Source organism: Rhodoferax sp. GW821-FHT07G04 (genome assembly GCF_059418585.1).
Genome location: NZ_JBWKQD010000001.1, coordinates 1,336,014 through 1,359,218, shown reverse-complemented (window position 1 = coordinate 1,359,218; position 23,205 = coordinate 1,336,014). Strand labels below are relative to the sequence as shown.

Sequence of the window (23,205 nt, the reverse complement as noted above, 5' to 3'; positions counted from 1 at the left end):
GACATTTGCAGATTACTGCAACGGCACCCATCCCAAAGTATTGAATTTAGTGAAACATCAGGAGAGAAACATCATGGCCATTGAAATGATTGAAGAAGAAGCGTTTAACCAAGGTACACAGATCAAGGTGATCGGTGTGGGCGGTGGCGGCGGCAACGCCGTGGAACACATGATTTTTTCGGACGTGGGCGGCGTGGAATTCATCTGCGCCAACACCGACTCCCAAGCCCTCTCCCGCAGCACCGCGCACAAGACCATCCAGCTGGGCGCCGGTGGTCTGGGCGCCGGTAGCAAGCCCGACAAGGGCCGCGAAGCCGCCGTGCTGGCCGAGGCCGACATCCGTGCCGCAATCGAAGGCGCCCACATGCTGTTCATCACCGCCGGCATGGGCGGTGGTACCGGTACCGGTGCGGCTCCTGTGATCGCCCGCGTGGCCAAGGAGATGGGTATTCTGACCGTGGGCGTGGTCACCAAGCCGTTCGACTTCGAAGGTGGCCGCCGCATGAGCAATGCGGATGCCGGGCTGATGGAGCTGGAAGCGAATGTGGACTCGCTGATCGTCGTGCTGAACGAAAAGCTGCTCGACGTGCTGGGCGACGACGTGAGCCAGGACGAAGCCTTTGCCCATGCCAACGACGTGCTGAAAAACGCCGTGGGCGGTATTGCCGAAATCATCAATGTGCCTGGCCATGTGAACGTCGACTTTGAAGACGTGCGCACCGTCATGGGCGAGCCCGGCAAGGCGATGATGGGTACGGCCCTGGCCAGCGGCCCGGACCGCGCCCGCATCGCAGCCGAACAGGCCGTGGCCTGCCCACTGCTGGAAGGCATCGACTTGTCAGGTGCCAAGGGTGTGTTGGTGCTGATCACGGCCGCCAAGGGCAGCTTGAAGCTGAGTGAATCCAAGCTGGCCATGAACACCATTCGCGCCTATGCATCGCCTGATGCCCACGTGATCTACGGTACCGCGTACGACGATGCGCTGGGTGAAGACATCCGCGTGACCGTGGTCGCCACAGGCCTCTCCCGCCAAGGTGCGCGCCGCACAGCCCCTCCGCTGCAGGTGCTGCGCACCGGTACCGACAACGTGCCATTCCACGTGCCGACACTGAACACGCCCGTGGGTGGGCAGCCGGCTGGTGGTGTGGGTGGTGGTGGCGCCGCCATGGGTGGTGTGGCCCAGCCGGACTATGCTGGCATGGGTACGCCAGCCGTCTGGCGCGGCCGCACCTCGGCCGCGGCCAAAGTGGATGCGCTGTCCAACGGTGGCATGGACGACTACGAAATCCCTGCTTTCCTGCGGAAACAGGCCGATTGATGTTGCCCCCACGGTCGCCCATTGCATGTGGCTCCCTGCCCCCCGCGGGGGCCGCACTCGCCTTGGGGCGGCCCGGCGGCGAGTAAAATCGCACCGTGCTACAACAACGAACCCTCAAGTCCCTGACCCGCGCCGTCGGTGTAGGGCTGCACAGCGGGCAGCGGGTGGAACTCACCCTGCGGCCTGCGCAGCCGGATACCGGCATCGTCTTTCGCCGTGTGGATCTGCCGGTGCCGGTGGATATACCGGTGTCCGCACCGTCGGTGACCGATACGCGCATGGCGTCCACTATCTCCAACGGCGGCGCCAAGGTACAGACCATCGAGCACCTGATGTCGGCCTGTGCCGGCCTGGGGCTGGACAACCTGTACGTGGACGTCACGGCCGAAGAGATTCCCATTTTGGATGGCTCGGCGGCCTCGTTCGTGTTCCTGTTGCAAAGCGCCGGCGTGGAGCTGCAGAACGCGCCCAAGCGCTTCATGCGGATCAAGCGGCCCGTCGAGGTGCGCGAGGGCGAGGGCCCCAACCTCAAATGGGCCCGCCTGGAGCCATACAACGGCTACAAACTCAGCTTTGAAATCGTGTTCGACCATCCGGCGGTGGACTCCACCGGCCAGCGGGTGGAGTTCAACATGGGCACCGACTCCTACTCTCGCGATATCGCCCGTGCCCGCACCTTCGGCTTCACCAAGGATGTGGAGATGATGCGCACCAATGGCCTGGCCCTGGGTGGCGGCCTGGACAATGCCATTGTCATGGACGACTACAAGGTGCTCAATGCCGAGGGCCTGCGTTATGACGATGAGTTCGTCAAACACAAGCTGCTTGACGCGATTGGTGATCTGTATTGCGTGGGCAAGCCCCTGCTGGCCAGCTACAGTGCCTTTCGCTCCGGCCATGCGCTGAACAACAAGCTCTTGCGCGAGCTGCTGGCCCATAGTGATGCCTGGGAGTTGGTGAGCTTTGAGGACGAAAGCAAGGCACCCGCCGGCTTTGCCCAACTGGCGCCGGCCTGGTAGCCCCAAAGCGCGGCTCATTCGCTTCCCAAGCCATGGCATTTCTGCGCGGGCTCTTCTTTCTGCTGTTGCTCGTCGCGCTGGGTTTCTTCATCCGCTTCATGGCTACCGGCCAAGCCCGTTACAAACAGCGGGGCCTGCAGGTCCTGGGCGGCACGCTGATGGCAGCCTTCATCGTCTTTGCGGTGCTGATTCTGGAGCAGGTTCTGTAGCGAATCCTGCCGTTGGGGTGGGCGCGTCCACACCTGTCGGTATCGCGGTTGCCATGCTGTGTTTTGCGGCGTACTATTGGTTACAAACCTCTAGAGGGGTGTTTGCCCCCACAACACAGAAAGAGCGCCATGACCTTCCGTCAATCGCTGGTGGCTGGGCTGTTAACAGCCAGTATGTGTGGCGGAGTCGTTGCCGCTGACAAGCCCACCGTCCTCAAGTTCTGCCATGAGGATGTGGATGTGTATCCCTGGGTATTGAAGGACCGACCAGGCCTCAATATCGTCCACCTCAAGGCCGTCGAGCAAAAACTGGGCGTCAAGATCGAGGCCTTCCCCCTGCCATGGAAGCGCTGCCAGGACGAAATGCGCGAAGGCAAGGTGGACGGCATCTTCGCCGCCAGCTTCAAGGCCGAGCGCATGGAAATCGGCGTCTACCCTATGGCCGGCGACAAGCCGGATGCGGCCCGGGCCATGATGTACGACGGCTACAGCCTGTACCGCCTCAAGGGCAGCGCCATCCAGTGGGACGGCAAGAAATTGACTGCCACCGGCTCCATCGGCGCACAGCCCGGCTATTCCATCGTGGACCAGTTGAAACAACTCGGCGCCAAGGTGGATGAAGGCTCCAAGACGGCCGATGACAACCTCAAGAAGTTGTTGCTCGGACGGGTGGAAGGCGTCGCCTTGCAGACCTTGGAGGGCGACAATGCCCTGAGCACAACGCCCGAGTTTTCCGCCAAGATTGAGAAATTGAGCCCGCCCTTGGTCGACAAGCCCTTTTTTCTGATGCTGTCCAAACAGCTAGTCGCCAAGTATGGCGATTTCTCCAAGGATCTGTGGAAAAGCCTGGCCGATGTGCGCGAGTCGGCGGACTACAAGGCCAAGATGAACAGTTTCAAATAGCCAAAAGAGCGCCATGGCGCACAGCAGATTCCGACCCCATTCCGACCCCTATTCGGACCCATAAGCCCAACAGAGGAAGACAGCGACAAAATGAAAATGACCAGTATCAAATTCCGCTTGAATGTCTTGTTCGTAGTGATCATTTCCGTGCTGTTGCTGGCCTTTGGGGCCGTCAACTACGTAAAGACCAAGGCGTCGCTGGAGAGCTCGGCCGATAAACAGGTCGAGGCCACGCTCAGCCGGCTGGGCGCGTCGCTGCCCAACTCGCTGTGGAATTTCGACAAGGCCCAGATCGAGCAAAACCTGTCCTCCGAAATGTCGGCCACTTTCATCGTGGGCATCACCATCACCAATGGCGAAAAAGTGCTGGGGGGGAGCGTGCGGGATGCCGATGGCAAGATCGTGCAGGCCACGCAAATGCCCGCCGCCGACACCACCAAGAGCGTGGATCTGGTCTATGTGGACGGTGGCAAGCCCAATGCGGTTGGCAAGGCCACGGTGTTTGTTTCCTACGACGAAATCAAGAAAGCCCTGCGCTCGGAGCTGCTGTGGGCCGTGCTGCAGATCCTGGTGCTGGACGTCATCATCGTGCTGGTGCTGTCGCGCATCCTGAGCTCTGTGGTGCTGGCCCCGCTGGCGCAGATCGGTGATGCGCTGCAAGACATTGCGGTGGGCGATGCCGACCTGACCAAGCGCCTGCCCCGCGGCCAGTCGGATGAGTTCAACGCGGTCACGGACGGCTTCAATACCTTTATCGAACGCTTGCAGAGGATCATCGAGCAGGTCAGCAGCGGCATCACGACGATATCCCATGCCTCCGACGAGATTGCCAGCGGCAATATGGACTTGTCATCGCGCACCGAATCGCAGGCCAGTTCGCTGGAGCAGACCGCGGCATCGATGGAAGAGATGACCGATACCGTGCGGCAAAACGCCGAGAACGCCCAGTTGGCCAACCGCATGGTGCAGACGGCTGCCGAGGTGGCTTCCAAGGGCGGCTCGGTGGTGGCACAAGTGGTCACCACGATGGGTTCCATCAACCAGTCTTCACGCAAGATTGTGGACATCATCAGCGTCATCGACGGCATTGCGTTTCAGACCAATATCCTGGCGCTGAATGCCGCCGTGGAGGCGGCGCGGGCCGGCGAGCAGGGTCGCGGATTCGCCGTCGTGGCCAGCGAGGTGCGCAGCCTGGCCGGGCGTTCGGCCGCTGCGGCCAAGGAGATCAAGAGCCTGATTGACGAGTCGGTCAGCAATGTGGGCATTGGCACCAAGCTGGTCGATGAGGCCGGCGCCACGATGAACGAGATCGTGGACAGTGTCAGCAAGGTCACCAACATCATGGCCGAGATCCAGTCCGCCAGCGATGAGCAGACGCTGGGTATCAGCCAGATCAATGAGGCTGTGCGACAGATGGACAACAACACGCAGCAAAATGCCGCCTTGGTCGAGCAGGCGGCCGCGGCTGCGGGGTCCATGCAATCGCAGGCCGCCAGTTTGGCCTCAGCCGTGAGTGTGTTCACCTTGAGCCATTCGTCGAGCGCATTGGCCTTGCGCTGATTGACTGACTGAGGCCTTTTTCTCAACGCCTCCCGACCCCGCGCAGGGGTCGGATCAGTGGCCGTCGCCGATGATCCAGTCGGGTTGCTTGTTCTTCAGAAAGGCCACCAGAGCGTCCAGTACGTCCGGGTCAAACTGCGTGCCCCGGCGCTCTTCCAGATACACCATGACGTCTTCCAGCGCCCATGGCTCCTTGTAGGGCCGGCTGTGTAGCAGAGCATCGAACACATCGACAACGGCGACAATGCGGGCCGCCAGTGGTATGGCGTGGCCCTTGAGGCGGCGCGGGTAGCCGCTGCCGTCAAAGTGTTCGTGGTGGCCACCGGCAATCTGGGCTCCCATGCTCAGCGTGCTGACACCCTCGACCATATTGGACGCGCGGGCCAGCACGGTCTCGCCGATCAAGGCGTGTTCTTCCATGATGGCACGCTCTTCGGGGGTGTGCTTGCCGGGCTTGAGCAATATCGCGTCGGGCGTGGCTACCTTGCCCACATCGTGCAGGATGCTGGCCAGACCCACCAGGGACAAAAAGCTGGGCGTGATGTCCTGCGGGAACTTGCCGGCCGCTTGCAATTCGGCGGCAATACCGTCGGTCAGGCGGCAAACCCGGCGCACATGGCCGCCGGTCGTGGCGTCGCGGGACTCGGCCAGGTCGGCCAGCGCGCAGACCGTGGCCTCCTGCGTGGTCTTGAGCATGCCGAACATGTGCAGGTTGTCGAATGCGGCGGCGATGCGGTCGCAGAACACACCCAGCAGGCTGCGCTCCAGATCGCCCAGCGGCCAGGGTGGCGAAAAGGCCACCGCGAACAGATGGCCATGGGGTGCATGGATGAACAGCACATCCACCAAGTCGGTGAAGATGTTCTTGCGCTCGCGAAATGCACGGTGGATATCGTCGGCCCAGGCATGGTCCGGCGGCAGCGTCATGCGTTCCTGCAAATGGGTGGATGACCCAGTGGACGCAATCACCAGCGGTGTATTGGGGGCCTCCGAAGACTGGTTCTGCATGATGCACAAAACCCCTTCGGCACCGAAATTCAAGATGGCCCCGATCTGGGTCAGCACCCCCGAGGCCAGCTCCTTCAATGACTCCACCTGGTACAGGTTGCTGGCCGCCTCCAGAATGCGCGACAGGCCTTTGCGGTTGGCCTCTATGGTTTGCAGACCCTCGTATCCGCGCAGCGATGAGATCACGGTGGTGAACAGCTTTTGCGCCGTCAGTTCGGTCTTGGCCTTGTAGTCGTTGATGTCGAAGTCGACAATGACCTGCTGCTCCGGGGCCTGGCCAGGCTGGCCGGTGCGCAGCACGATGCGCACCAGGTTGTTGTTCAGTTCTTCGCGTATGCGCCGGGCCAGGCGCAGGCCGGCGTCTTCGGTCTCCATGACCACGTCCAGCAGCACCAGCGCGATGTCGGGCTCGGTGGCCAACAGTTCGTAGCCCTGGATGCCGGTATAGGCCGACAGGATTTGTATGCCGCGGCCCTTGAAGCTGACGCTGTTGAGTGCGAGGCGCGTGACGGCGTGGATGTCGGGCTCGTCATCGACAACCAGAATGCGCCAGGGTTTTGCGGCCACTTGGGCAATCGCAATGTCTTCGTCCTCGGAGAGCCAATCACCATCGTCCGTATCACTTAGATCCATGTCCACCTTTCAGGGTTTCCAAGTCCATGGCCGGTCGAACGCCGGCTCGGTGCTAGCTTAACAAGTTTTCATACTCATGCCGTGGTTGGGGTGACACGGGGAATACTTATTGTGAAACAGGCGCCCTGCAGCGCATTGTTCTGCGCCGAAATGCTACCGCTCAATTGCTTGGTCACGATGTTGAACACAATGTGCAGGCCCAGCCCGGTGCCGCCCTGGCCGCGGCGGGTTGTGAAAAAGGGGTCGAATATCTTGCCCAGGTGCTCGGCCGGTATGCCGCGGCCATCGTCGCTCAGCGCAATGGACACCACGCCGTCCTGGCTGCAATGGGCGCGGATGGTCAAGTGCCCTTGCGCGCCGGGCGCAAAGGCGTGGGTGACCGCATTCATCGTCAGGTTGGTCAGCACTTGGGCCAGCAGGCCGGGGTAGCTGTCCATGGCCACGGCGTCGTCGCACACCATCTCCACAGTGGTGTGGGCCTTGCGCAGGCTGGGCTGCAAACTGGTGATCAATTCGTTCAGGTAGTGCTTGAGGTTGAACTGGCGTCGCTGCTCACTGGTCTGGTCCACGGCCACTTGCTTGAAGCTTTGGATCAGGCGGGCCGCCCGCTCAGCGTTGCTGGCGATCAGGTGCACACTTTCACCGGCCATCTGCAAGTAGCCGGCGATGTCGGACTTGCGTAGATTGCCATCGGCCATGGCCTTCTGGACCTGCTGGGTCGCCATGTCCAGCGCCGAGACGCCGGTGACCACAATGCCGATGGGCGTGTTGATCTCATGGGCCACGCCCGCCACCAGGCTTCCCAGGCCGGCCAGCTTCTCGGATTGCACCAGGGACTCTTGCGCGGTCTGTAGATCGCGGTAGGCAACCTCGGTCTGCGTGGCGGCTACCCGTGCCGCCTCTTCAGCCTGCGCGCGGCGGGCGATGATCTGGCGCAGCTTGCGCAGGGTGTTGTTGAAGCCCTGGATCACCTCGCCAAATTCCTTTTGCTTGGTGTCGGGCAGTTCCTTGGCGTCCTCTCCCTCTTGGGCCGCCAGGTCAAACAGCGCGTCGCGCAATTGGGCGATGGGTTTGAACACCATGTTCAGGCTGATCGTCAGCACCACGACCAGCAGGCTGTCCAGCAACAGGATTTCGACCAGGCGGGTGGTCAGCGCGTCGCGCAGAGCCGCGTCGATGTAGGCGCGGGAGAACGCGACCTGCACCTTGCCAATGGCCGGCGTCCCCGCGGCGGTAGCACCGACCGAGTCGGTCAGCGGGTCCATGTGCAAGGTCGCTTCGACCGGCGGACCATCACCGGGCTGGGCGCTGCGGTCATCGGTCGCACGTGCCACCCTCGCAATGACATTGGCCTTGGTGTCCAGCACCGTTACCGACACCACCTCGATGGGCTCCAGTTCGGCTTGGATGATGCGTTCGGTCTGCGCCTTGTCGTAGTTCCACAGCGCGGTGGGCAGGGATGTCTTCAGCCGCAGCAAGGCTTCCTCCTTGCGCGCCGCAAAGCGCTGCTCCAACTCACGGGACAAGCGCAACTGGCCATATGCGCCAAAGACCGCAAGCGCTACCGTGACCAGCAACACAAAGAGCGCAATCAGCCTGAGTCGGATAGACACCATGTTCGCACCAGTGTACCTATTCCCCGGCCTGCGCAGGCCGGGTAATAGGTGCGGGTTTTACCGGGTTGCGGTGGGGTGGCGAAGCCTGTTGCGTGGGTCTTTTAGCGGCTGCGGCCGGCCCGGTAATTACCCCCCACCTTGCCACTGCCAGGTTTGCTGCCGCCCACGCTGCTGCTGGCATGGGCCAGGCGGGCCATGGCGCTGCCCGCGTGGGCATGGGTGATGGCCAGGCCCAGCGCATCGGCTGCGTCAGGCCCGGGCAAGCCGGGCAGGGCCAGCAGGCGCTGTACCATGGACTGGATCTGGGCCTTGTCGGCCCGGCCATAGCCGGCTACGGCCTGTTTCATCTGCAGGGCGGTGTACTCGGCCACTGGCAGGTCTTGGGACACCAGCGCAGTGATGCAGGCGCCGCGCGCCTGGCCCAGCAGCAGCGTGGACTGGGGGTTGACGTTGACGAACACGATCTCGACCGAAGCGCAGTCGGGGCTATAACGCTGCACCACTTCGCCGACACCGTCGAACAGCACCTTGAGCCGCTGCGGCAGCGCATCGGTCTGCAGGTGCTGTGTGGACACGGTGCCGCTGGCCACATAGCGCAGGGCCGAGCCCTCCACATCGACCACGCCGAAGCCCGTGGTGCGCAGGCCAGGATCTATGCCCAGAATGCGCATGCTATTCTTTTGGTAGCGACATGCTTATATTTGGCGAGGGCTAGTGGCATGAAATCCAAAATGTTATGGTCCGGTCATGCGCCAAAATACCAGCGTGCCGAATGGAAGAACACCGGTGCTGCAAAGCACAGGCCGTCCACCCGGTCCAGGAGACCACCCGCGCCGGTGACCGATTCGCCTTGGCTGCCCCAACTGGGGATGCCACGGTCGCGCTTCAGCGCCTTCATCACAAAGTGGCCCAGCGATCCGGCTATGCAGGCCACAAAGGCCGCAGCAAAGGCCGTGGCTGGCACCCAGGGCGTGATGCCCGCCAGCAGGGCGCCCATCAGGCCACCGGCCAGCAGGCCCAGGCCCCAGCTCGCCCAGGTGAAGCTTTGGCTGATGGCAGGCGCCACCGGTTGGCGCTGCAGGCGGCGCGACGCGAAGTGCTGCGTGATCATGCAGACCTGCACCACCAGCACCAAGTAGAACACCAGGAAAGCATTGCGGCCTTCGTACCCTGGAAACTTCAGCAGCAGCAGGGCGGGCACATGGCTCATGCCGTAGATGCAGACCATGATGCCCCACTGCAGCTTGGCGTTGCGCTCCAGAAACCGCACCGGGTCGTTGGCCAGTGCGCTGGCCAACGGCAAGGCCAAAAAGGCGTAGACCGGTATCGCCACGGTGAACAAATCGAAGTGTCCGCCCCAGATCAATAGATACTGCAGCGGCAACACGACGAAAAACGCCAGCACCAGGCTGCGGTGGTCACCCAGGCGGGTAGGGGACAGCGTCAGGAACTCGCGCAGGCTGAAGAACGACACCAGGCCAAACAGCGTCAGCGCCACGCCATCACCCGCGGCCCAACCCACCCAGAACACCAGCACCATGAACCAGCTGGTGCGGATGATGGCGTCCACCCGCCGATGCTCCTGCCGCCGCGCATCAGCCTCGGCATCATCGCCGTGCTCGCGCACCGAGTACAGGAAGGACAGGCTGCTGATCAACAGCAGCAGGCCAAACACCAGAATGAACAGCGCACCGATCTGTTGCGAAGGGCTCAGATTCTTGAGGTAGTAGTAGACGTCGAACATGTTTGCTTCTTCTCTACCTCATACATCGCGCAGCGCCACCACGGCGGCACGGGCACGTTCCAAAAAGACCTTGCGGTCCTCGCCCGCTTCCAACTGCATGGGCGTACCAAAGGTCACCGAGCACAGCACCGGCACTGGCACCACCTCGCCCTTGGGCAGCACGTGCTGCACGTTGTTGATCCAGGCAGGTACCAAGACCACGTTGGGGCATTTGAGCGCCAGGTTGTACAGCCCAGCCTTGAAGGGTTGCGGATCACCGGTGAAGCCGCGTGTGCCCTCGGGGAACAGGATGATGGAGTCGCCATTGGCCAGCGCGTCAAACAAGGGCTCCAGCGGGTCTTCGTCACTGCTGCGGTCGCGTGACACATAAATCACATTGAAGACGGCCGTGGTCAGCCACTTCTTGAACGGTGTCTTCGTCCAGTAATCTTTGGCGGCAATGGCGCGGGTCACGCTGCGCAGTTCCTGCGGCAGGGCCGCCCAGATCATCACCAGATCGGCGTGGCTTTGGTGGTTAGCGAAGTAGATGCGCTGCTCTGCCTTGGGAGGGCAACCATGCCAGCGGGCCTGGGAGCCGGTCAGTATCCGAATCAACCCCAGCAGAAAGTAACTCATTAACTTGGCGCGCATGGGGCGGATGATACAGAGCTATGTGACGTTTCTATGTTTGTTTGTGGGATGTTGGTGCGCTGTGTTTGGTGGGCGCTGGATGCGGGGACTGGGTGTTCTGCGGGCGAACAAACGAAAGCCACGCAATCAGGGCAATTGCGCATCTCCCATGCGCCCGGTTATCACACCAGCACGGCTAGCCAGGTACCCTGAATTCGGCAGCTTTTCGTAATAGCGTGGTCGCGGCAACATCACGGCCAATCGCGCAGCCTCATACGCACTCAATTGCGACGCCGGCTTGCGGTAGTAGTGCTGGGCCGCGGCCTCGGCACCGAAGATGCCCTCACCCCACTCCACGCTGTTGAGGTAAATCTCCAGAATGCGCTGCTTGCTCAGCAGGTGCTCCAGCAACACCGTTAGCACCAGCTCCTGGCCCTTGCGCACCAGCGTGCGCTCGCCCGACAAAAACAGGTTCTTGGCCAACTGCTGCGTGATCGTGGAGCCGCCCACGATCTTGGGAGGCTTGGGGATCACCGCCTTGCCGGCTGCACTGGCCTTGGCGGGAGCGCCTTGCTTGGCGGCGCGGGCCTCGGCCTTGGCGTTTTTCTCCCAGGCCTTTTCCATCGCGTCCCAATCCACGCCCTCGTGGTTGGTGAATCCGTCGTCTTCGGACGCGACCACCGCGCGCTTGAGGTTATCGGATATCTGGTTGTAGGCCACCCACTGCTGGCGCCAATGCAGGCCGCCCTTGTCGTTGGCCAGGCGCCAGGCCTCGGATCGCTGGAAGCTGGTGGACTGCGGCGCCACCACGGCCATGGCCGCGATGCGGGCCACAAAATACAGTTGCAGGGCCAGCACGGCGATCAGCAGCAGGCCGAGCCAACGCGCAAGGGCTTTCATTTTTGCGAGGTAGAGATGGAGGCTTCCAGGGTTTCGTCGCGCGTGAACTTGAAGCGCGAGACGACCAGAATCTGATCCGCCTGGCGGCGCATCGCCGGGCTGAAGTGGCCAAACGGACCGGCCGCGCGGGCAATGGCGGCAGCAGCGCGGTCCAGCGCGCGGCTGCCCGAGGTCTCGACGATCTCGGTGTCCAGCACGCGGCCGTTGTGGTTGACGGTGACGATCATCGTCAGCTCGCCGTACAGCTTCTTGCCACCGGATTGTGGGAAGTTTTCGGTACCCTTGTCCTCAATGGCGTGGCGCAGTGCGTCGTAGTAGACCGCATACACCTCTTCCCGCGCAGCGGGGCTGATGTAGCGCTTCTTGGGGCGCGCGTTCTCCATGTTGATGCGGCGCTCGATCTCGGCCAGTATCTTGACCAACTGGCGGCGCTTTTCCTCGCGCTCCATCTGCTCGACCTTGTTGGCCGCCTGGCTGGGGTCGGGCGGGGGCATGGCGGCGAGTTCGCGCTTGACCTGGGCCAAGAGCAGGGTTTGCTGCTCCTGCAGCGTCTGCAGCTTGCGGGCGACTTCTTCTTCGGAGGCATCGCCAAAATCGGTCAGCGCCGATGGGGGCAGCGGGCTGGTGGCTCGGCCCTGTTCGGCGTCACCGCCACCGGCCAACGAGGTCTGGGCGATGGCCTTGGCCTTGTCGGGCTTCTCGTTGGTCTTGGCGTTGACCAGGATCACCTCCATCGGCGTGTCTTCGAACACGCGGTTGAAGGCCTCGGGGTCAACAAAGCGCACGCTCAACACCACTGCATGCACCGCAATGGATGCAAGCAGGGCGAGGTGGAGGGTGCTGATGGACCGCAGGTTCACGGAGCAGGATTATCCACGGCGGCTTCGGCCATTTCGGCTGGCGCTTCGTTGACGTCAACGGCAATCGCAATCGGGCCCGAGACTTCGTCATCATCCCCCTCGTCGGTAGCGTCATCGGTTGAGGCGTCAGCCGTCGGCGTATCCAGCCGCTCCAGCACGGTGCCGCTGATGTCCAGCGTGATCAGGTCCGCCTCGCCCAGCCTGACGCGCACGCGGGCGCCGCGCGGCAGGTTCTGGCCGCCCAGGATGGGCAGCACCAGGGGCAGGGTGTCGGCGCGCACCATGCCGTCCTTGAAGACCGTGGCTTCCAGTTCGGTGATGGCGTTCTGTTGCAGGTACTGCAGCGTCCAGAAGCGCTCCATCGCGCCCTGGTAGCCGTTGTAGGCGGTATAGGCCTCGTCAAAGCTGGAGATGATGGAGAACAGGCTGGCATCCTTGGGCTTGAAGGGCGCCGCCAGCGCCGCGGTCTGGCCGTGGCGGACGCAGGCAATGATCTGCCATTGGTTGACCAGGTCCACATAGCGGCGCAGCGGCGAGCTGCTCCAGGCATAACTCTTGACGCCAATGCCGGCATGGGGCTGTGCCTTGGTGCCCATGCGCACCTTGACGCCCGGTGCCAGCGAGGCCTGGCTACGGTAGATGCCGGGCACGCCCAGCTCAGCCAGCCAGCCGCCCCAGGTGCTGTTGGCCAGGATCATGGCCTCGGCCACGATCAGGTCCAGCGGCGCGCCGCGTTGGCGGGTGCTGATCTGCACCGTTTCCGACCCTTGCGGTTCCGCGCCGTCATTGCCCACCAAGCGGAAGTTGTAGTCCGGCCGGTTGAAAGTCTCGGGTTTGCCGCGCACGACCTCGCGCTTGGCCTTCAGGTCTTTGGCCAGTCGATATAAAAATGATAGCTGCTCACGCAGTTCCGACGAGGGCTGGGAGGCATTTTTATCTGCACTGCCCTGACCCGTGAGCCAGGCCTCGGTCACCACGCCGTCCAGTTGGTCGTGGCGCAGGTTGTGGGCGATGGGTACGCGTTCGATCTTGGACGCGTGGCCCTTGATCTCCAGCGTGGCGGCATCCAGCGTCACGTACAAAGACAGCGCCGGGCAATCGCGGCCCGCCTGCAGCGTGTAGGTCTGCACCAGTGCATCGGGCAGCATGGTGACCTTGTAGCCGGGCATGTACACGGTGGACAGGCGGTGGCGCCCGATCTGGTCGACGGCATCGCCCGGCTGGATGGCCAGGCCCGGCGCGGCGATGTGGATGCCCAGGGTGACGGTGTCGCTGCCCAGGCCTTGCACGGAGAGGGCATCGTCAATCTCGGTTGTCTGCGAATCGTCGATGGAAAAGGCCTGCACGCCGGCCACGGGCAATGCAGCTTCGTCAATGGCCGGGGCATTCAGAGCCGGGAAGCCCGTACCCTTGGGGAAGTTCTCCAGCAAGAAGCGCTTCCAGTGGAACTGGTAGGGCGATGCGATGGCGCCCGCCTTTTGCAGCAGGGCCAGCGGCGCCGTCTGCGTGGCGCGGGCCGCCTCGACCACGGCCTTGTATTCGGGCGCGTTCTTGTCGGGCTTGAACAAGATCTTGTACAGCTGCTCTCGGATCGGCTCGGGGCACTGCCCGCCACCCAGTTCCGTGGCCCATTGCGTGATCTGCAGCGCGATGATTTTCTTCTTCTCGATGGCGGCCAGGGCCTGGGCTATGACATCGGCCGAGGCCTTGCGGAAGCGCCCCTTGCCGGCGCGCCGAAAGTAGTGGGGCGATTCAAACAGCCTGAACAGCATGGCAGCCTGTTCGGACAGCGGCGCCTGCTCGGAGAAATAGTCGCGGGCCAGATCGGCAAAGCCGAACTCTTCGTCCGGCGCGAACTCCCAGGCCATCTCCAACTCGATGCCCTGGCTGGCGGCCTGCGCCGCGCGGATGAACTCCGCCGGCGCGGGCTTCTCAAACTTCAGCAGCATATTGGCGGCTTTGACCTTGACCCGCTTGCCGCTGTCCAACTCCACCTGTGCCGAAGCTTCCGCTTCCGACAGCACCCGACCGGCCATGAACTTTCCGGCTTCTTCAAACAATACAAACATAGGGCGGCATTGTCCCATGCCGCAACAACGCATCGCGCAGCTTGGGAGAGGCGACAAATCCGCGCCGGGCCGCCCCAAGCGGATTTAGCCCCCTCAGGGGGGCAGGGAGCCACACGCAGTGGGTGAACGTGGGGGCTCCAAATCCGCGCCGGGCCGCCCCAAGCGGATTTAGCCCCCTCGGGGGGCAGAGAGCCACACGCAGTGGGCGAACGTGGGGGCTCTCAGTCCAGTACACCCCGTTACCAACATACCCTGTTTATGGGAGGCAGCCTTGCCGCGTATGGCTATATGCTCGGGGGGTGGCCGGTCTTGCGCCGGTGGGGCGCATCCGCAATGCATAAGAAGACCAAGGAGAGCAAGCCGTGTGGCGAGTATTGATTGTTGAAGATGACCCACAAATGCGCTCGTTTTTCGCCGCCAGCGTGGAGCGCTGCGCCCAGTTGCGCCTGGTGCGCGGCGTGGCCAGCGTCGCCGAGGCCAAGGCCTGCCTGGACCAGGCCACGGAGCCTGTGGACGTGCTGTTGACCGACCTGGGTCTGCCCGACGGCAGCGGGTTGCAGGTCATACGCCATGCCCGCCTGTGCCATCCGGCCTGCGAGGCCCTGGTCATCTCCATGTTTGGTGACGAGGACAATGTGCTGGCCAGCATCGAGGCCGGGGCTCTGGGCTATATCCACAAGGATGCAGCGCCCGACGACATCGCCAACACCATCCTCGAGATGAAGGCCGGCGCCTCGCCCATCTCGCCGATGATCGCCCGCCGGGTGCTGTCCAAATACCGGTCCATGCAGACAAACATCGCGCTAGCCCCCGTTGACATTGCGCATAGCGCTATCAAAATGGAAGTTCCCGATCCCAGCAAGAGCCTGCTGTCGCGGCGTGAGCAAGAGGTGTTGGAATTGGTCGCGCGGGGCTTTTCCTATGCCGAAATCGCAGACCAGAAAAACCTCAGCGTCTACACCATACAGACCCACGTCAAGAGCTTGTACGGCAAGCTGGAAGTGCATTCCAAGATGGAAGCCGTGTTGGAGGCCACCCGCATGGGCCTGCTGCCGCGCCAGCCGGTCGCCCATGCCTCGGCCGCGATGCCCAAGTAAAGCTGGCGAGCCTAGTCGAGCCGCCGGGTGCCCGAGGGGGATAAGCGGGGATAATTGCCGCCCTGTATGGCCTCTGTTTTTGATAAACCCTCTGTCTGGCGGCGCATCGCCCCCTGGTTCCATGGCTTTGACGGGCCGCTGGCCTTTGCCGTATTCCTGCTGTGCTGCGCGGGTTTGCTGACCATGTACTCGGCCGGCTTCAACAACGGCACCCGCTTTGAGGACCATGGCCGCAATATGCTGATCGCGGCCAGCATCATGTTCGTCGTGGCCCAGATCCCGCCGCAGCGCCTGATGACCATGGCCGTGCCGCTATACACCGCGGGCGTGGCTCTGTTGATCGCGGTGGCCTTGTTCGGCATTTCTAAAAAAGGCGGCAAGCGCTGGATCAATATCGGCATCACGATACAGCCTAGCGAAATCCTGAAAATCGCGATGCCGCTGATGCTGGCCTGGTGGTTCCAGAAGCGCGAAGGCCAGTTGCGGCCCTTGGACTTTGGCGTGGCCGCCGTGCTTTTGGGCGTGCCGGTGGCGCTGATCATGAAGCAGCCCGACCTGGGCACCTCGCTGCTGATTCTGGCGGCCGGCATGTCGGTCATCTTCTTTGCCGGCATGAGCTGGAAGCTGGTGATCCCGCCGGTGCTGCTGGGCGTCATTGGCATCGGCTTGATCGTGGGTTTTGAGCCCGCGCTGTGCGCCGATGGTGTGCGTTGGCCCGTGTTGCACGACTACCAGCAGCAGCGCATCTGCACCTTACTGGACCCCACGCGCGACCCGCTGGGCAAGGGCTTCCACATCATCCAGGGCATGATCGCCATTGGCTCGGGCGGTGTGACTGGGGTAGGCTTCATGAAGGGCACGCAGACCCATCTGGAGTTCATTCCCGAGCACACGACCGACTTCATCTTTGCCGCGTATTCGGAAGAGTTTGGCCTGCTGGGGAATTTGTTTCTGCTGCTGGCCTTCATTTTCCTGATCCTGCGCGGCCTGGCCATTGCGCTGGATGCACCCACACTGTTCTCGCGCCTGCTGGCCGGTAGCGTGACGATGATTTTCTTCACCTACGCCTTCGTCAACATCGGCATGGTCAGCGGCATCCTGCCGGTGGTGGGCGTGCCGCTGCCTTTTATCAGCTATGGCGGCACGGCCATGGTGACCTTGGGCTTGGCGGTGGGCATTCTGATGGCCATTTCCAACTCCAAACGGTTGGTTCAGTCATAAAGCATGGCCCCCTTCAATGTAGCCATCATCGGTGTGGGCAATATGGGTGGCGCCATGGCGCAACGCCTCGGCACGTTGGGCTGGGCGCCCCGTGTGCATGATATTGACGCCGCCAAAGCCAAGTGTCTTGAGGAGTTTGGTGCGATAGCCCTCGCCAATGCTGAACAAGTCGCTATTAATGTGGTAGCAACCATCATTTGCGTGGTAGATGCCGAACAAACCCGCGATGTGCTGTTTGGTCCTCAAGGCATCGCCCCCCACTTGCCAGCCGGCCACACCGTGCTGCTGTGCCCCACGATTGCGCCCGAGGATGTGGAAGCCATCGCCGCGCAGCTTGCCTTGCAAGGTGTGGACACCATCGATGCGCCCATGTCCGGCGGCCCGGCCCGGGCCCGCGATGGCTCCATGAGCCTGCTGGTGGCAGGGGCGGACGCGGTGGTGACCCGTTGCGATGCGCTGTTGCAGGCCCTGTCCAGCAAGGTGTTTCGCATCAGCACCCGCGTGGGTGATGGCGCCCGCACCAAGCTGGTCAACAACCTGCTGGCCGGCATCAACCTGGTCGGCGCGGCCGAGGTCATGGCGCTGGCGCGCCGCATGGGGCTGGATCTGGAGCGCACGCTGGACGTCATAGGTCAGTCCAGTGGCCAAAGCTGGATTGGCACCGACCGCATGCGCCGCGCCATCGCAGGCGACCTGGCGCCCCGCGCCCATATGACGCTGCTGGCCAAGGACATCCGGCTGGCGCAGCAGGCCGCGCAGGCGGTGGGCTTCGACGGCCCGCTGGGCCCGCTGGCCGCCGGCGTATTTGCCGCCGCGCTGGGTGCGGGGCTGGCCGACCTGGACGATGCCGCCTTGCTGCAGTTCCTGGGCCGCTCGCAAACCTGATGGAAGCCTGCATCCGCGCAGGCTCTTGGGCAGGGGCCTAGAATCGCTGCATGATTGCACGCGAACCCACCATCGAACGCCTGGCCACGGCCCAGCGCCTGTTGCTCACCCCCTTCGGCCTGGATGAGTCCCATCTGACCCGCGCACTGAACGAGATCAAGGCGCACCAGGTCGACGAGGCCGACCTCTACTTCCAGTACACCCGCGCCGAGGGCTGGAGCCTGGAGGAGGGCATCGTCAAGACCGGCTCCTTCAGCATCGACCAGGGCGTTGGCGTGCGGGCCGTCAGCGGGGAGAAGACCGCCTTTGCCTATTCCGACGATATTTCCGAAGCCAGCCTGCTGGACGCGGCCCGCACGGTGCGGTCCATCTCCAGTGCGGCCCGCACGGGCAGGGCCAAGGTTGCTAACAAAAAGATCGCCAGCAGCCGCTCGCTGTACAACGGCGTGGACCCCATTTCGACACTGGACAGCACCGCCAAGGTGGCCTTGCTGGGCAAGGTGGAAACATTGGCCCGCGCCAAGGACCCACGCGTGGCCCAGGTCATGGCCGGCCTGGCCAGCGAATACGACGTGGTCATGGTGGCCCGCGCCGACGGCACGTTGGCCGCCGACGTGCGCCCGCTGGTGCGCCTGTCGGTCACCGTGATTGCCGAGCACAAGGGCCGGCGCGAAGTCGGTTCGGCCGGCGGTGGCGGCCGCTTTGGCCTGGCCTATTTTGATGACGCGCAGATCGCAAAGTATGTGGACGAGGCTGTGCATGCCGCGCTGACCAATCTGGATGCCCGCCCTGCGCCGGCCGGCGAAATGACCGTGGTCTTAGGCCCCGGCTGGCCCGGCATCTTGCTGCACGAAGCCATTGGCCACGGCCTGGAAGGCGACTTCAACCGCAAGGGCTCCAGCGCCTTCAGCGGCCGCGTCGGCCAACGCGTAGCCGCCAAGGGCGTGACCGTGCTGGACGACGGCACGCTCACCGACCGCCGCGGCTCGCTGAATGTGGACGACGAGGGCAACACCAGCCAGCGCACGGTGTTGATCGAAGACGGCATTCTGAAAGGCTATATCCAGGACAGCATGAACGCGCGCCTGATGGGCGTGGCCCCTACCGGCAATGGCCGGCGCGAGAGCTATGCCCATTTGCCCATGCCGCGCATGACCAACACCTATATGCTGGCCGGTGACAAGGATCCCCAGGAAATCGTCGCCAGCATCAAGAAGGGCCTGTACGCCACGAACTTCGGCGGTGGTCAGGTGGATATCACCAGCGGCAAATTTGTGTTCTCGGCCTCCGAGGCTTACTGGGTGGAAAACGGAAAAATCCAATACCCGGTGAAGGGCGCCACGATCATTGGCAGCGGGCCCGAATGCCTCAAGCGCGTCAGCATGATTGGCAAGGACATGCAGCTTGACAGCGGTGTGGGCACCTGTGGCAAAGAGGGCCAGAGTGTGCCGGTGGGCGTGGGCCAACCGACGCTGCGCATAGATGGCTTGACGGTCGGCGGCACGGCTTGACAATGCTCGGGTGGGCATGTGAGCATGGCGCCTGAAGACATGAGCACAGACCGGCCCAACCACCCGCCATCACAGTCCCCCGACGCCGAAGACTCTTTGGCGGCGTCGTTGGCAACCTCCGGTGCGGACCCGTCGGCCGGTGCCCTGCCGCCCTCGTATGCGCCGTCGCGCGCGGCCTTCCAGTCCCAATCTCCGTCGTCGCAGTCCCATAGCTTCCAGTCCTTTGGCCAGTACAGCCAGTTCCTGCGCTCGGCCGTGGCCGACGAGGAGTCGCTGCAGGTGGGCGAGAGCCTGCAGGCCCTGGCCGTGCAGATCGAGGCACTGGTGGCCATGCTGCAGCAACGCAATACCGAGCCCCGCCCGCTGTCTTTGGCACTGATCAACCTGGTCGGAGACCTGCGCACGCACCGGGCCCTGCTGCTGGGCTTGGGGGCCGATTGGCATAGCAATTACGAATTCGATGCGCACTTTGCTGCGCTCAACCATTTCCGCATTTTGGTGACCCAGTGGGCGATGGACGCCGCGCCGCCGCGCAACAGCGCCCCCGTGCTGGCCGACTTCGATCTGGCGGCGTGGCGGGTATTGGGAGCCGGATCGCTGCTGCTGGATGTCTACGAGCAATCGCGCCTTGCCGTTTCGGCCGCGCCCGACGAGGAGCGCACGCCGCCCTCGGTCTGGGGCCGCTGGAGCGCCTGGTGGAAGCGCCGCCAGATCAAGCGCACCATGGTGCGCCAGGAGGGCCGCCGGGGGCGGCGCAAGGACGACTAGTGTTCTGTGCTACATTCGGGCCTATGCATTTCGGTCGTTTCTTTTTTAGCTACTTTTGGTTCTCACGCGCTTTTGGCGGTAGAGAGATCTAAACGTACCTGAACACCAGACGTCCCAAATCCTCACCAAACCGCCGGAATCACCGGCGGTTTTTTTTTGCCTTTTCACTTTCAACCTTGTTCGATTCACCACCTTAGGAGCCTTCCGATGACCGCAAAAGCCACTTCCTCTTCCGATGCCTGGTATCCCCATGCCCCCCAGCAGACCGACCGCACCAGCCAGACCGATGACGAACGCATCAAGGACATTACCGTGTTGCCGCCTCCCGAGCATTTGATCCGTTTCTTCCCCATCCAGGGGACGGCGGTCGAGAAGTTGATCAGCCACACCCGCCACACCATCCACAACATCATGGCGGGCAAGGACGACCGCATGCTGGTCGTGATCGGGCCCTGTTCCATCCATGACCCCGCGGCCGCGCTGGACTATGCGCGTCGCCTGAAAGAGCAGCGCACCAAGTACGCCGACACGCTGGAAATCGTGATGCGCGTCTACTTCGAAAAGCCCCGTACCACCGTGGGCTGGAAGGGCCTGATCAACGACCCCTACCTGGACGAGAGCTTCCGCATTGACGAAGGCCTGCGCATCGCCCGCCAGTTGCTGATCGAGATCAACCGCCTGGGCCTGCCCGCCGGCAGCGAATTCCTGGACGTGATCTCGCCCCAATACCTGGGTGACCTGATCGCCTGGGGTGCGATCGGCGCACGCACCACCGAGAGCCAGGTGCACCGCGAATTGGCCTCGGGCCTGTCCGCACCGATAGGCTTCAAGAACGGCACCGACGGCAACATCAAGATTGCCACGGACGCCATCCAGGCCGCGGCCGGTGGGCACCACTTTTTGTCGGTTCACAAGAATGGCCAGGTTGCCATTGTGCAGACCAATGGCAACAAGGACTGCCACGTCATCCTGCGCGGTGGCAAGGCGCCCAACTACGATGCAGACAGCGTGGCGGCCGCCTGCAAGGAATTGGAAAAAGCCAAACTGCCGGTGACGTTGATGGTGGACTGCAGCCACGCCAACAGCAGCAAGCAGCATGAAAAGCAGATCGAGGTGGCACGTGACATCGCCAACCAGATCGCCGGAGGCTCCCGCAGCGTGTTCGGCGTCATGGTGGAAAGCCACCTCCAAGCCGGCGCCCAGAAGTTCACGCCTGGCAAGGACGACGCGAATGCGCTGGACTATGGCAAGAGCATCACCGATGCCTGCCTGGGCTGGGACGACTCGCTGCAGGCGCTGGATGTACTGGCCGCTGCCGTCAAGGCGCGCCGCGTCAAGTAGGCACGAGGTTTTTTGGGGGGCTACCCCCGGGCCGCGGCGACCATGGACTGGACCCAGGCCTCGGCCTGGTCCAGCGCCACAAAGGTTCGGAAGGGGCGGCTAATCGACGCATAGATGGCTGCAAAGTGCGGCGTCATCAGCCGCCCGCCCTCGATCTCGGGGGCGATCACAAAGGCCGTGGCCACGGGCGCCAGCGCAGGTGGTTTGGGGCTTTGCATCAGCTCGGTGTAGCGCTGTAGGCCACCGGGCGTGCACATGGCGCTGTTGCGCAGTGTGGCGATGCTGGCCCACGGACCTTCGATGTGCAGGGTCTGCAAAAAATCCATCTGGGCGATCGCCAGCAGCTCGAAGACTTCTTCATTGAAAGGGCCGGTGGCATCGTAGTGCAGTGAGTTGTCCTGCATCCACATATCCACACGGCCATGCGCCCTGAAGCGTGTTCCCGCGATCAAGCTGGTGCTTGCCATCAAGGGCTTGCTATTGTGTTGCACAGAGGGACTCCAGGCGCTGGTGGTAGGTGTGGATGCGCAAACCACCTGCATCTTAGCGTGTGTATTCCTCTGGTGTGCTGGACCGGGCCATGGACGCACCCCCCGGCGCCGGGGTGGCAACCATCGCCCGCCCAGGGGCTTACTGCGAGTTGATGCTGATACCGCCCTGACCCACCGCCACGTACTGTCCGAAGCCGCTGAGAACCGAGTACAGATCGGCTGCGGTACCGCTGTTGCGCACGGTCCAAGTGATGCCGTCGGGGCTGGTGGTGACTGCACCGCCGGCACCCACCGCCAGGAACTGGCTGGAGGTGGCGTTCAGCCCCAGCAGATTGGCGCTGGTGCCCGAGCTCTGGGCTGTCCACGTCGCGCCATTGTCCGCACTGCGCACTACAGCACCGCCATCGCCCGCAGCCACGTAGGTATAACTCAGCGAGGTCTGCACGATCACGGACCGCAGAGTGGCCGTGGTACCCGAGGCTACGGCCGTCCATGTTGTGCCGTTGGTGCTGGTCAGCAGCGTGCCACCGGCCCCGACTGCAATCCACACGCCATTGGATGCGTAGATGACGCCGTAGAGGTTGCTGGTCGTCGGGGAGGTGACTGCCGTCCACAGCACGCCGTCCAAGGACGACAGGATGGTGCCTCCGTCGCCGACTGCAATGGCCAAGGCGCCGTTGCTGGCCAATGCATTCAAGTTGGCTGTCGTGCTGGTGGGGGCCACGGTCCAGGTGCTCATGTCCGTGCTGTAGCTGGCACTGCCACCCGCCCCCAGTACCAGGAAGCGGCCAAAGGTGTACAGGGCGGCATTGAGTGTTGTATTGGCCGGAACAGGCATTCCCGTCCAGCTGAGGCCATCGGTGCTGCGGTAGGCGGTGCCGGCATCGCCGACGGCGTAGTAATAGCCCAGGGAGTCGGCGCTGCTGGTGCCGTAGGTGAGATTGCGGATGGTGTTGGTGCCCAGGGAGCCGCCGGGCTTCCAGGTGCCGCCGGCCGGGCGGGGCACGATAGACACCGACGGGCTGCCCGGGCCGCCGGGGCCGTCACCATTGCGGCCGTTGACCGTGAAGGAGTAGGTGAAGCCATTGGCCAAGCCGGTTACCACATAGGGCGATGTGACATTGAGCACGGCACGGCTGCCGGGCACATTGATCCAGTCGGTGGTGGAGATGCTGGTGGATGGCGCGTAGAACAGCCAGTACTTCACACCCGGAACCATGGTCCAGGTCACGGTGGCCGTGCCATCACCCGGCGTCACGGTAATGCCACCCGCCGGCGGAGGCGCCGAGCTGCCTGCACCGCCACAGGCAGAAACCAACACGGCAACCATCAAAGCAGCCAGTGCCTGGCGTAGGGAAGAGAGAAGCATGAAAAACCACCTAGAAGAAGTAGACCGCGGATTTTACAAGTGCCGGGCATGCACGCCCTTGTCCCAACAATTCT

The 23,205-nt window shown here is 63.2% G+C and carries 21 protein-coding genes; 11 read left to right on the top strand and 10 right to left on the bottom strand.

All coding sequences use genetic code 11. The features are described from left to right. Nucleotides 1-73 precede the first annotated feature (73 nt). The 5 genes from ftsZ to AC07OO_RS06215 all read left to right on the top strand — a co-directional run bounded on the left by ftsZ (nt 74) and on the right by AC07OO_RS06215 (nt 5,009). A complete protein-coding gene (gene ftsZ, locus AC07OO_RS06235) occupies nt 74-1,318 on the top strand; it encodes a cell division protein FtsZ (RefSeq protein WP_495081180.1) in 1,245 nt (414 codons plus the stop codon). 95 nt (nt 1,319-1,413) lie between these two features. After that, entirely contained in the window at nt 1,414-2,337 is a 924-nt protein-coding gene (lpxC, locus tag AC07OO_RS06230; protein WP_495081179.1) for a UDP-3-O-acyl-N-acetylglucosamine deacetylase, read from the top strand. A gap of 32 nt (nt 2,338-2,369) precedes the next feature. Continuing rightward, entirely contained in the window at nt 2,370-2,546 is a 177-nt protein-coding gene (locus tag AC07OO_RS06225) for a hypothetical protein (protein WP_495081178.1), read from the top strand. 129 nt (nt 2,547-2,675) lie between these two features. Beyond that, a complete protein-coding gene (locus AC07OO_RS06220; RefSeq protein WP_495081177.1) occupies nt 2,676-3,449 on the top strand; it encodes a substrate-binding periplasmic protein in 774 nt (257 codons plus the stop codon). A 96-nt stretch (nt 3,450-3,545) separates the two neighbouring features. Beyond that, nucleotides 3,546-5,009 (top strand): methyl-accepting chemotaxis protein, encoded by a 1,464-nt coding sequence (locus AC07OO_RS06215; protein ID WP_495081176.1) that lies wholly within the window; start codon nt 3,546-3,548, stop codon nt 5,007-5,009. Nucleotides 5,010-5,063: 54 nt separating this feature from the next. Here AC07OO_RS06215 and AC07OO_RS06210 read toward each other — a convergent pair whose 3' ends face one another. From AC07OO_RS06210 to AC07OO_RS06175, 8 genes are all read right to left on the bottom strand, one after another. Further along, on the bottom strand, nt 5,064-6,650 hold the full coding sequence (locus tag AC07OO_RS06210) for a DUF3369 domain-containing protein (protein WP_495081175.1): 1,587 nt from the start codon (nt 6,648-6,650) through the stop codon (nt 5,064-5,066). A gap of 74 nt (nt 6,651-6,724) precedes the next feature. Continuing rightward, entirely contained in the window at nt 6,725-8,266 is a 1,542-nt protein-coding gene (locus tag AC07OO_RS06205; protein WP_495081174.1) for a sensor histidine kinase, read from the bottom strand. Between the two features lie 101 nt (nt 8,267-8,367). Then, a complete protein-coding gene (gene ruvC / locus AC07OO_RS06200) occupies nt 8,368-8,937 on the bottom strand; it encodes a crossover junction endodeoxyribonuclease RuvC (protein WP_495081173.1) in 570 nt (189 codons plus the stop codon). A 74-nt stretch (nt 8,938-9,011) separates the two neighbouring features. Beyond that, nucleotides 9,012-10,010, bottom strand: a complete 999-nt coding sequence (locus tag AC07OO_RS06195) for a phosphatidate cytidylyltransferase (protein WP_495081172.1) — start codon at nt 10,008-10,010, stop codon at nt 9,012-9,014. 18 nt (nt 10,011-10,028) lie between these two features. Then, nucleotides 10,029-10,640 (bottom strand): lysophospholipid acyltransferase family protein, encoded by a 612-nt coding sequence (locus AC07OO_RS06190; RefSeq protein ID WP_495081171.1) that lies wholly within the window; start codon nt 10,638-10,640, stop codon nt 10,029-10,031. 126 nt (nt 10,641-10,766) lie between these two features. Further along, a complete protein-coding gene (locus tag AC07OO_RS06185) occupies nt 10,767-11,519 on the bottom strand; it encodes a transglycosylase domain-containing protein (protein WP_495081170.1) in 753 nt (250 codons plus the stop codon). Then, nucleotides 11,516-12,373, bottom strand: a complete 858-nt coding sequence (locus AC07OO_RS06180; protein WP_495081783.1) for a TonB family protein — start codon at nt 12,371-12,373, stop codon at nt 11,516-11,518. Before AC07OO_RS06180 ends, AC07OO_RS06185 begins: the two co-directional genes overlap by 4 nt. Before the next feature lie 2 nt (nt 12,374-12,375). Beyond that, nucleotides 12,376-14,448: an RNB domain-containing ribonuclease gene (locus AC07OO_RS06175; RefSeq protein WP_495081169.1), complete on the bottom strand. Its 2,073-nt coding sequence runs from the start codon at nt 14,446-14,448 to the stop codon at nt 12,376-12,378. A gap of 362 nt (nt 14,449-14,810) precedes the next feature. Between AC07OO_RS06175 and AC07OO_RS06170 the strand changes: the two genes are divergently transcribed. The 6 genes from AC07OO_RS06170 to AC07OO_RS06145 all read left to right on the top strand — a co-directional run bounded on the left by AC07OO_RS06170 (nt 14,811) and on the right by AC07OO_RS06145 (nt 21,271). Beyond that, entirely contained in the window at nt 14,811-15,545 is a 735-nt protein-coding gene (locus tag AC07OO_RS06170) for a response regulator (protein WP_495081168.1), read from the top strand. A 66-nt stretch (nt 15,546-15,611) separates the two neighbouring features. Beyond that, nucleotides 15,612-16,766, top strand: coding sequence for a rod shape-determining protein RodA (gene rodA / locus AC07OO_RS06165; protein WP_495081167.1), 1,155 nt, complete (start codon nt 15,612-15,614; stop codon nt 16,764-16,766). Between the two features lie 3 nt (nt 16,767-16,769). Beyond that, the gene (locus tag AC07OO_RS06160) at nt 16,770-17,651 is read left to right on the top strand and encodes an NAD(P)-dependent oxidoreductase (RefSeq protein WP_495081166.1); all 882 of its coding nucleotides are present in this window, start codon (nt 16,770-16,772) and stop codon (nt 17,649-17,651) included. Nucleotides 17,652-17,701: 50 nt separating this feature from the next. Beyond that, a complete protein-coding gene (tldD, locus tag AC07OO_RS06155; RefSeq protein WP_495081165.1) occupies nt 17,702-19,162 on the top strand; it encodes a metalloprotease TldD in 1,461 nt (486 codons plus the stop codon). Between the two features lie 39 nt (nt 19,163-19,201). Then, nucleotides 19,202-19,930, top strand: a complete 729-nt coding sequence (locus AC07OO_RS06150; RefSeq protein ID WP_495081164.1) for a hypothetical protein — start codon at nt 19,202-19,204, stop codon at nt 19,928-19,930. A gap of 207 nt (nt 19,931-20,137) precedes the next feature. After that, nucleotides 20,138-21,271, top strand: a complete 1,134-nt coding sequence (locus AC07OO_RS06145; RefSeq protein WP_495081163.1) for a 3-deoxy-7-phosphoheptulonate synthase — start codon at nt 20,138-20,140, stop codon at nt 21,269-21,271. Between the two features lie 20 nt (nt 21,272-21,291). On the opposite strand, the gene AC07OO_RS06140 is transcribed toward AC07OO_RS06145, so the two are convergent. Beyond that, nucleotides 21,292-21,762 (bottom strand): hypothetical protein, encoded by a 471-nt coding sequence (locus tag AC07OO_RS06140; RefSeq protein ID WP_495081162.1) that lies wholly within the window; start codon nt 21,760-21,762, stop codon nt 21,292-21,294. 139 nt (nt 21,763-21,901) lie between these two features. After that, a complete protein-coding gene (locus AC07OO_RS06135; protein WP_495081161.1) occupies nt 21,902-23,131 on the bottom strand; it encodes a fibronectin type III domain-containing protein in 1,230 nt (409 codons plus the stop codon). Between the last annotated feature and the right edge of the window lie 74 nt (nt 23,132-23,205).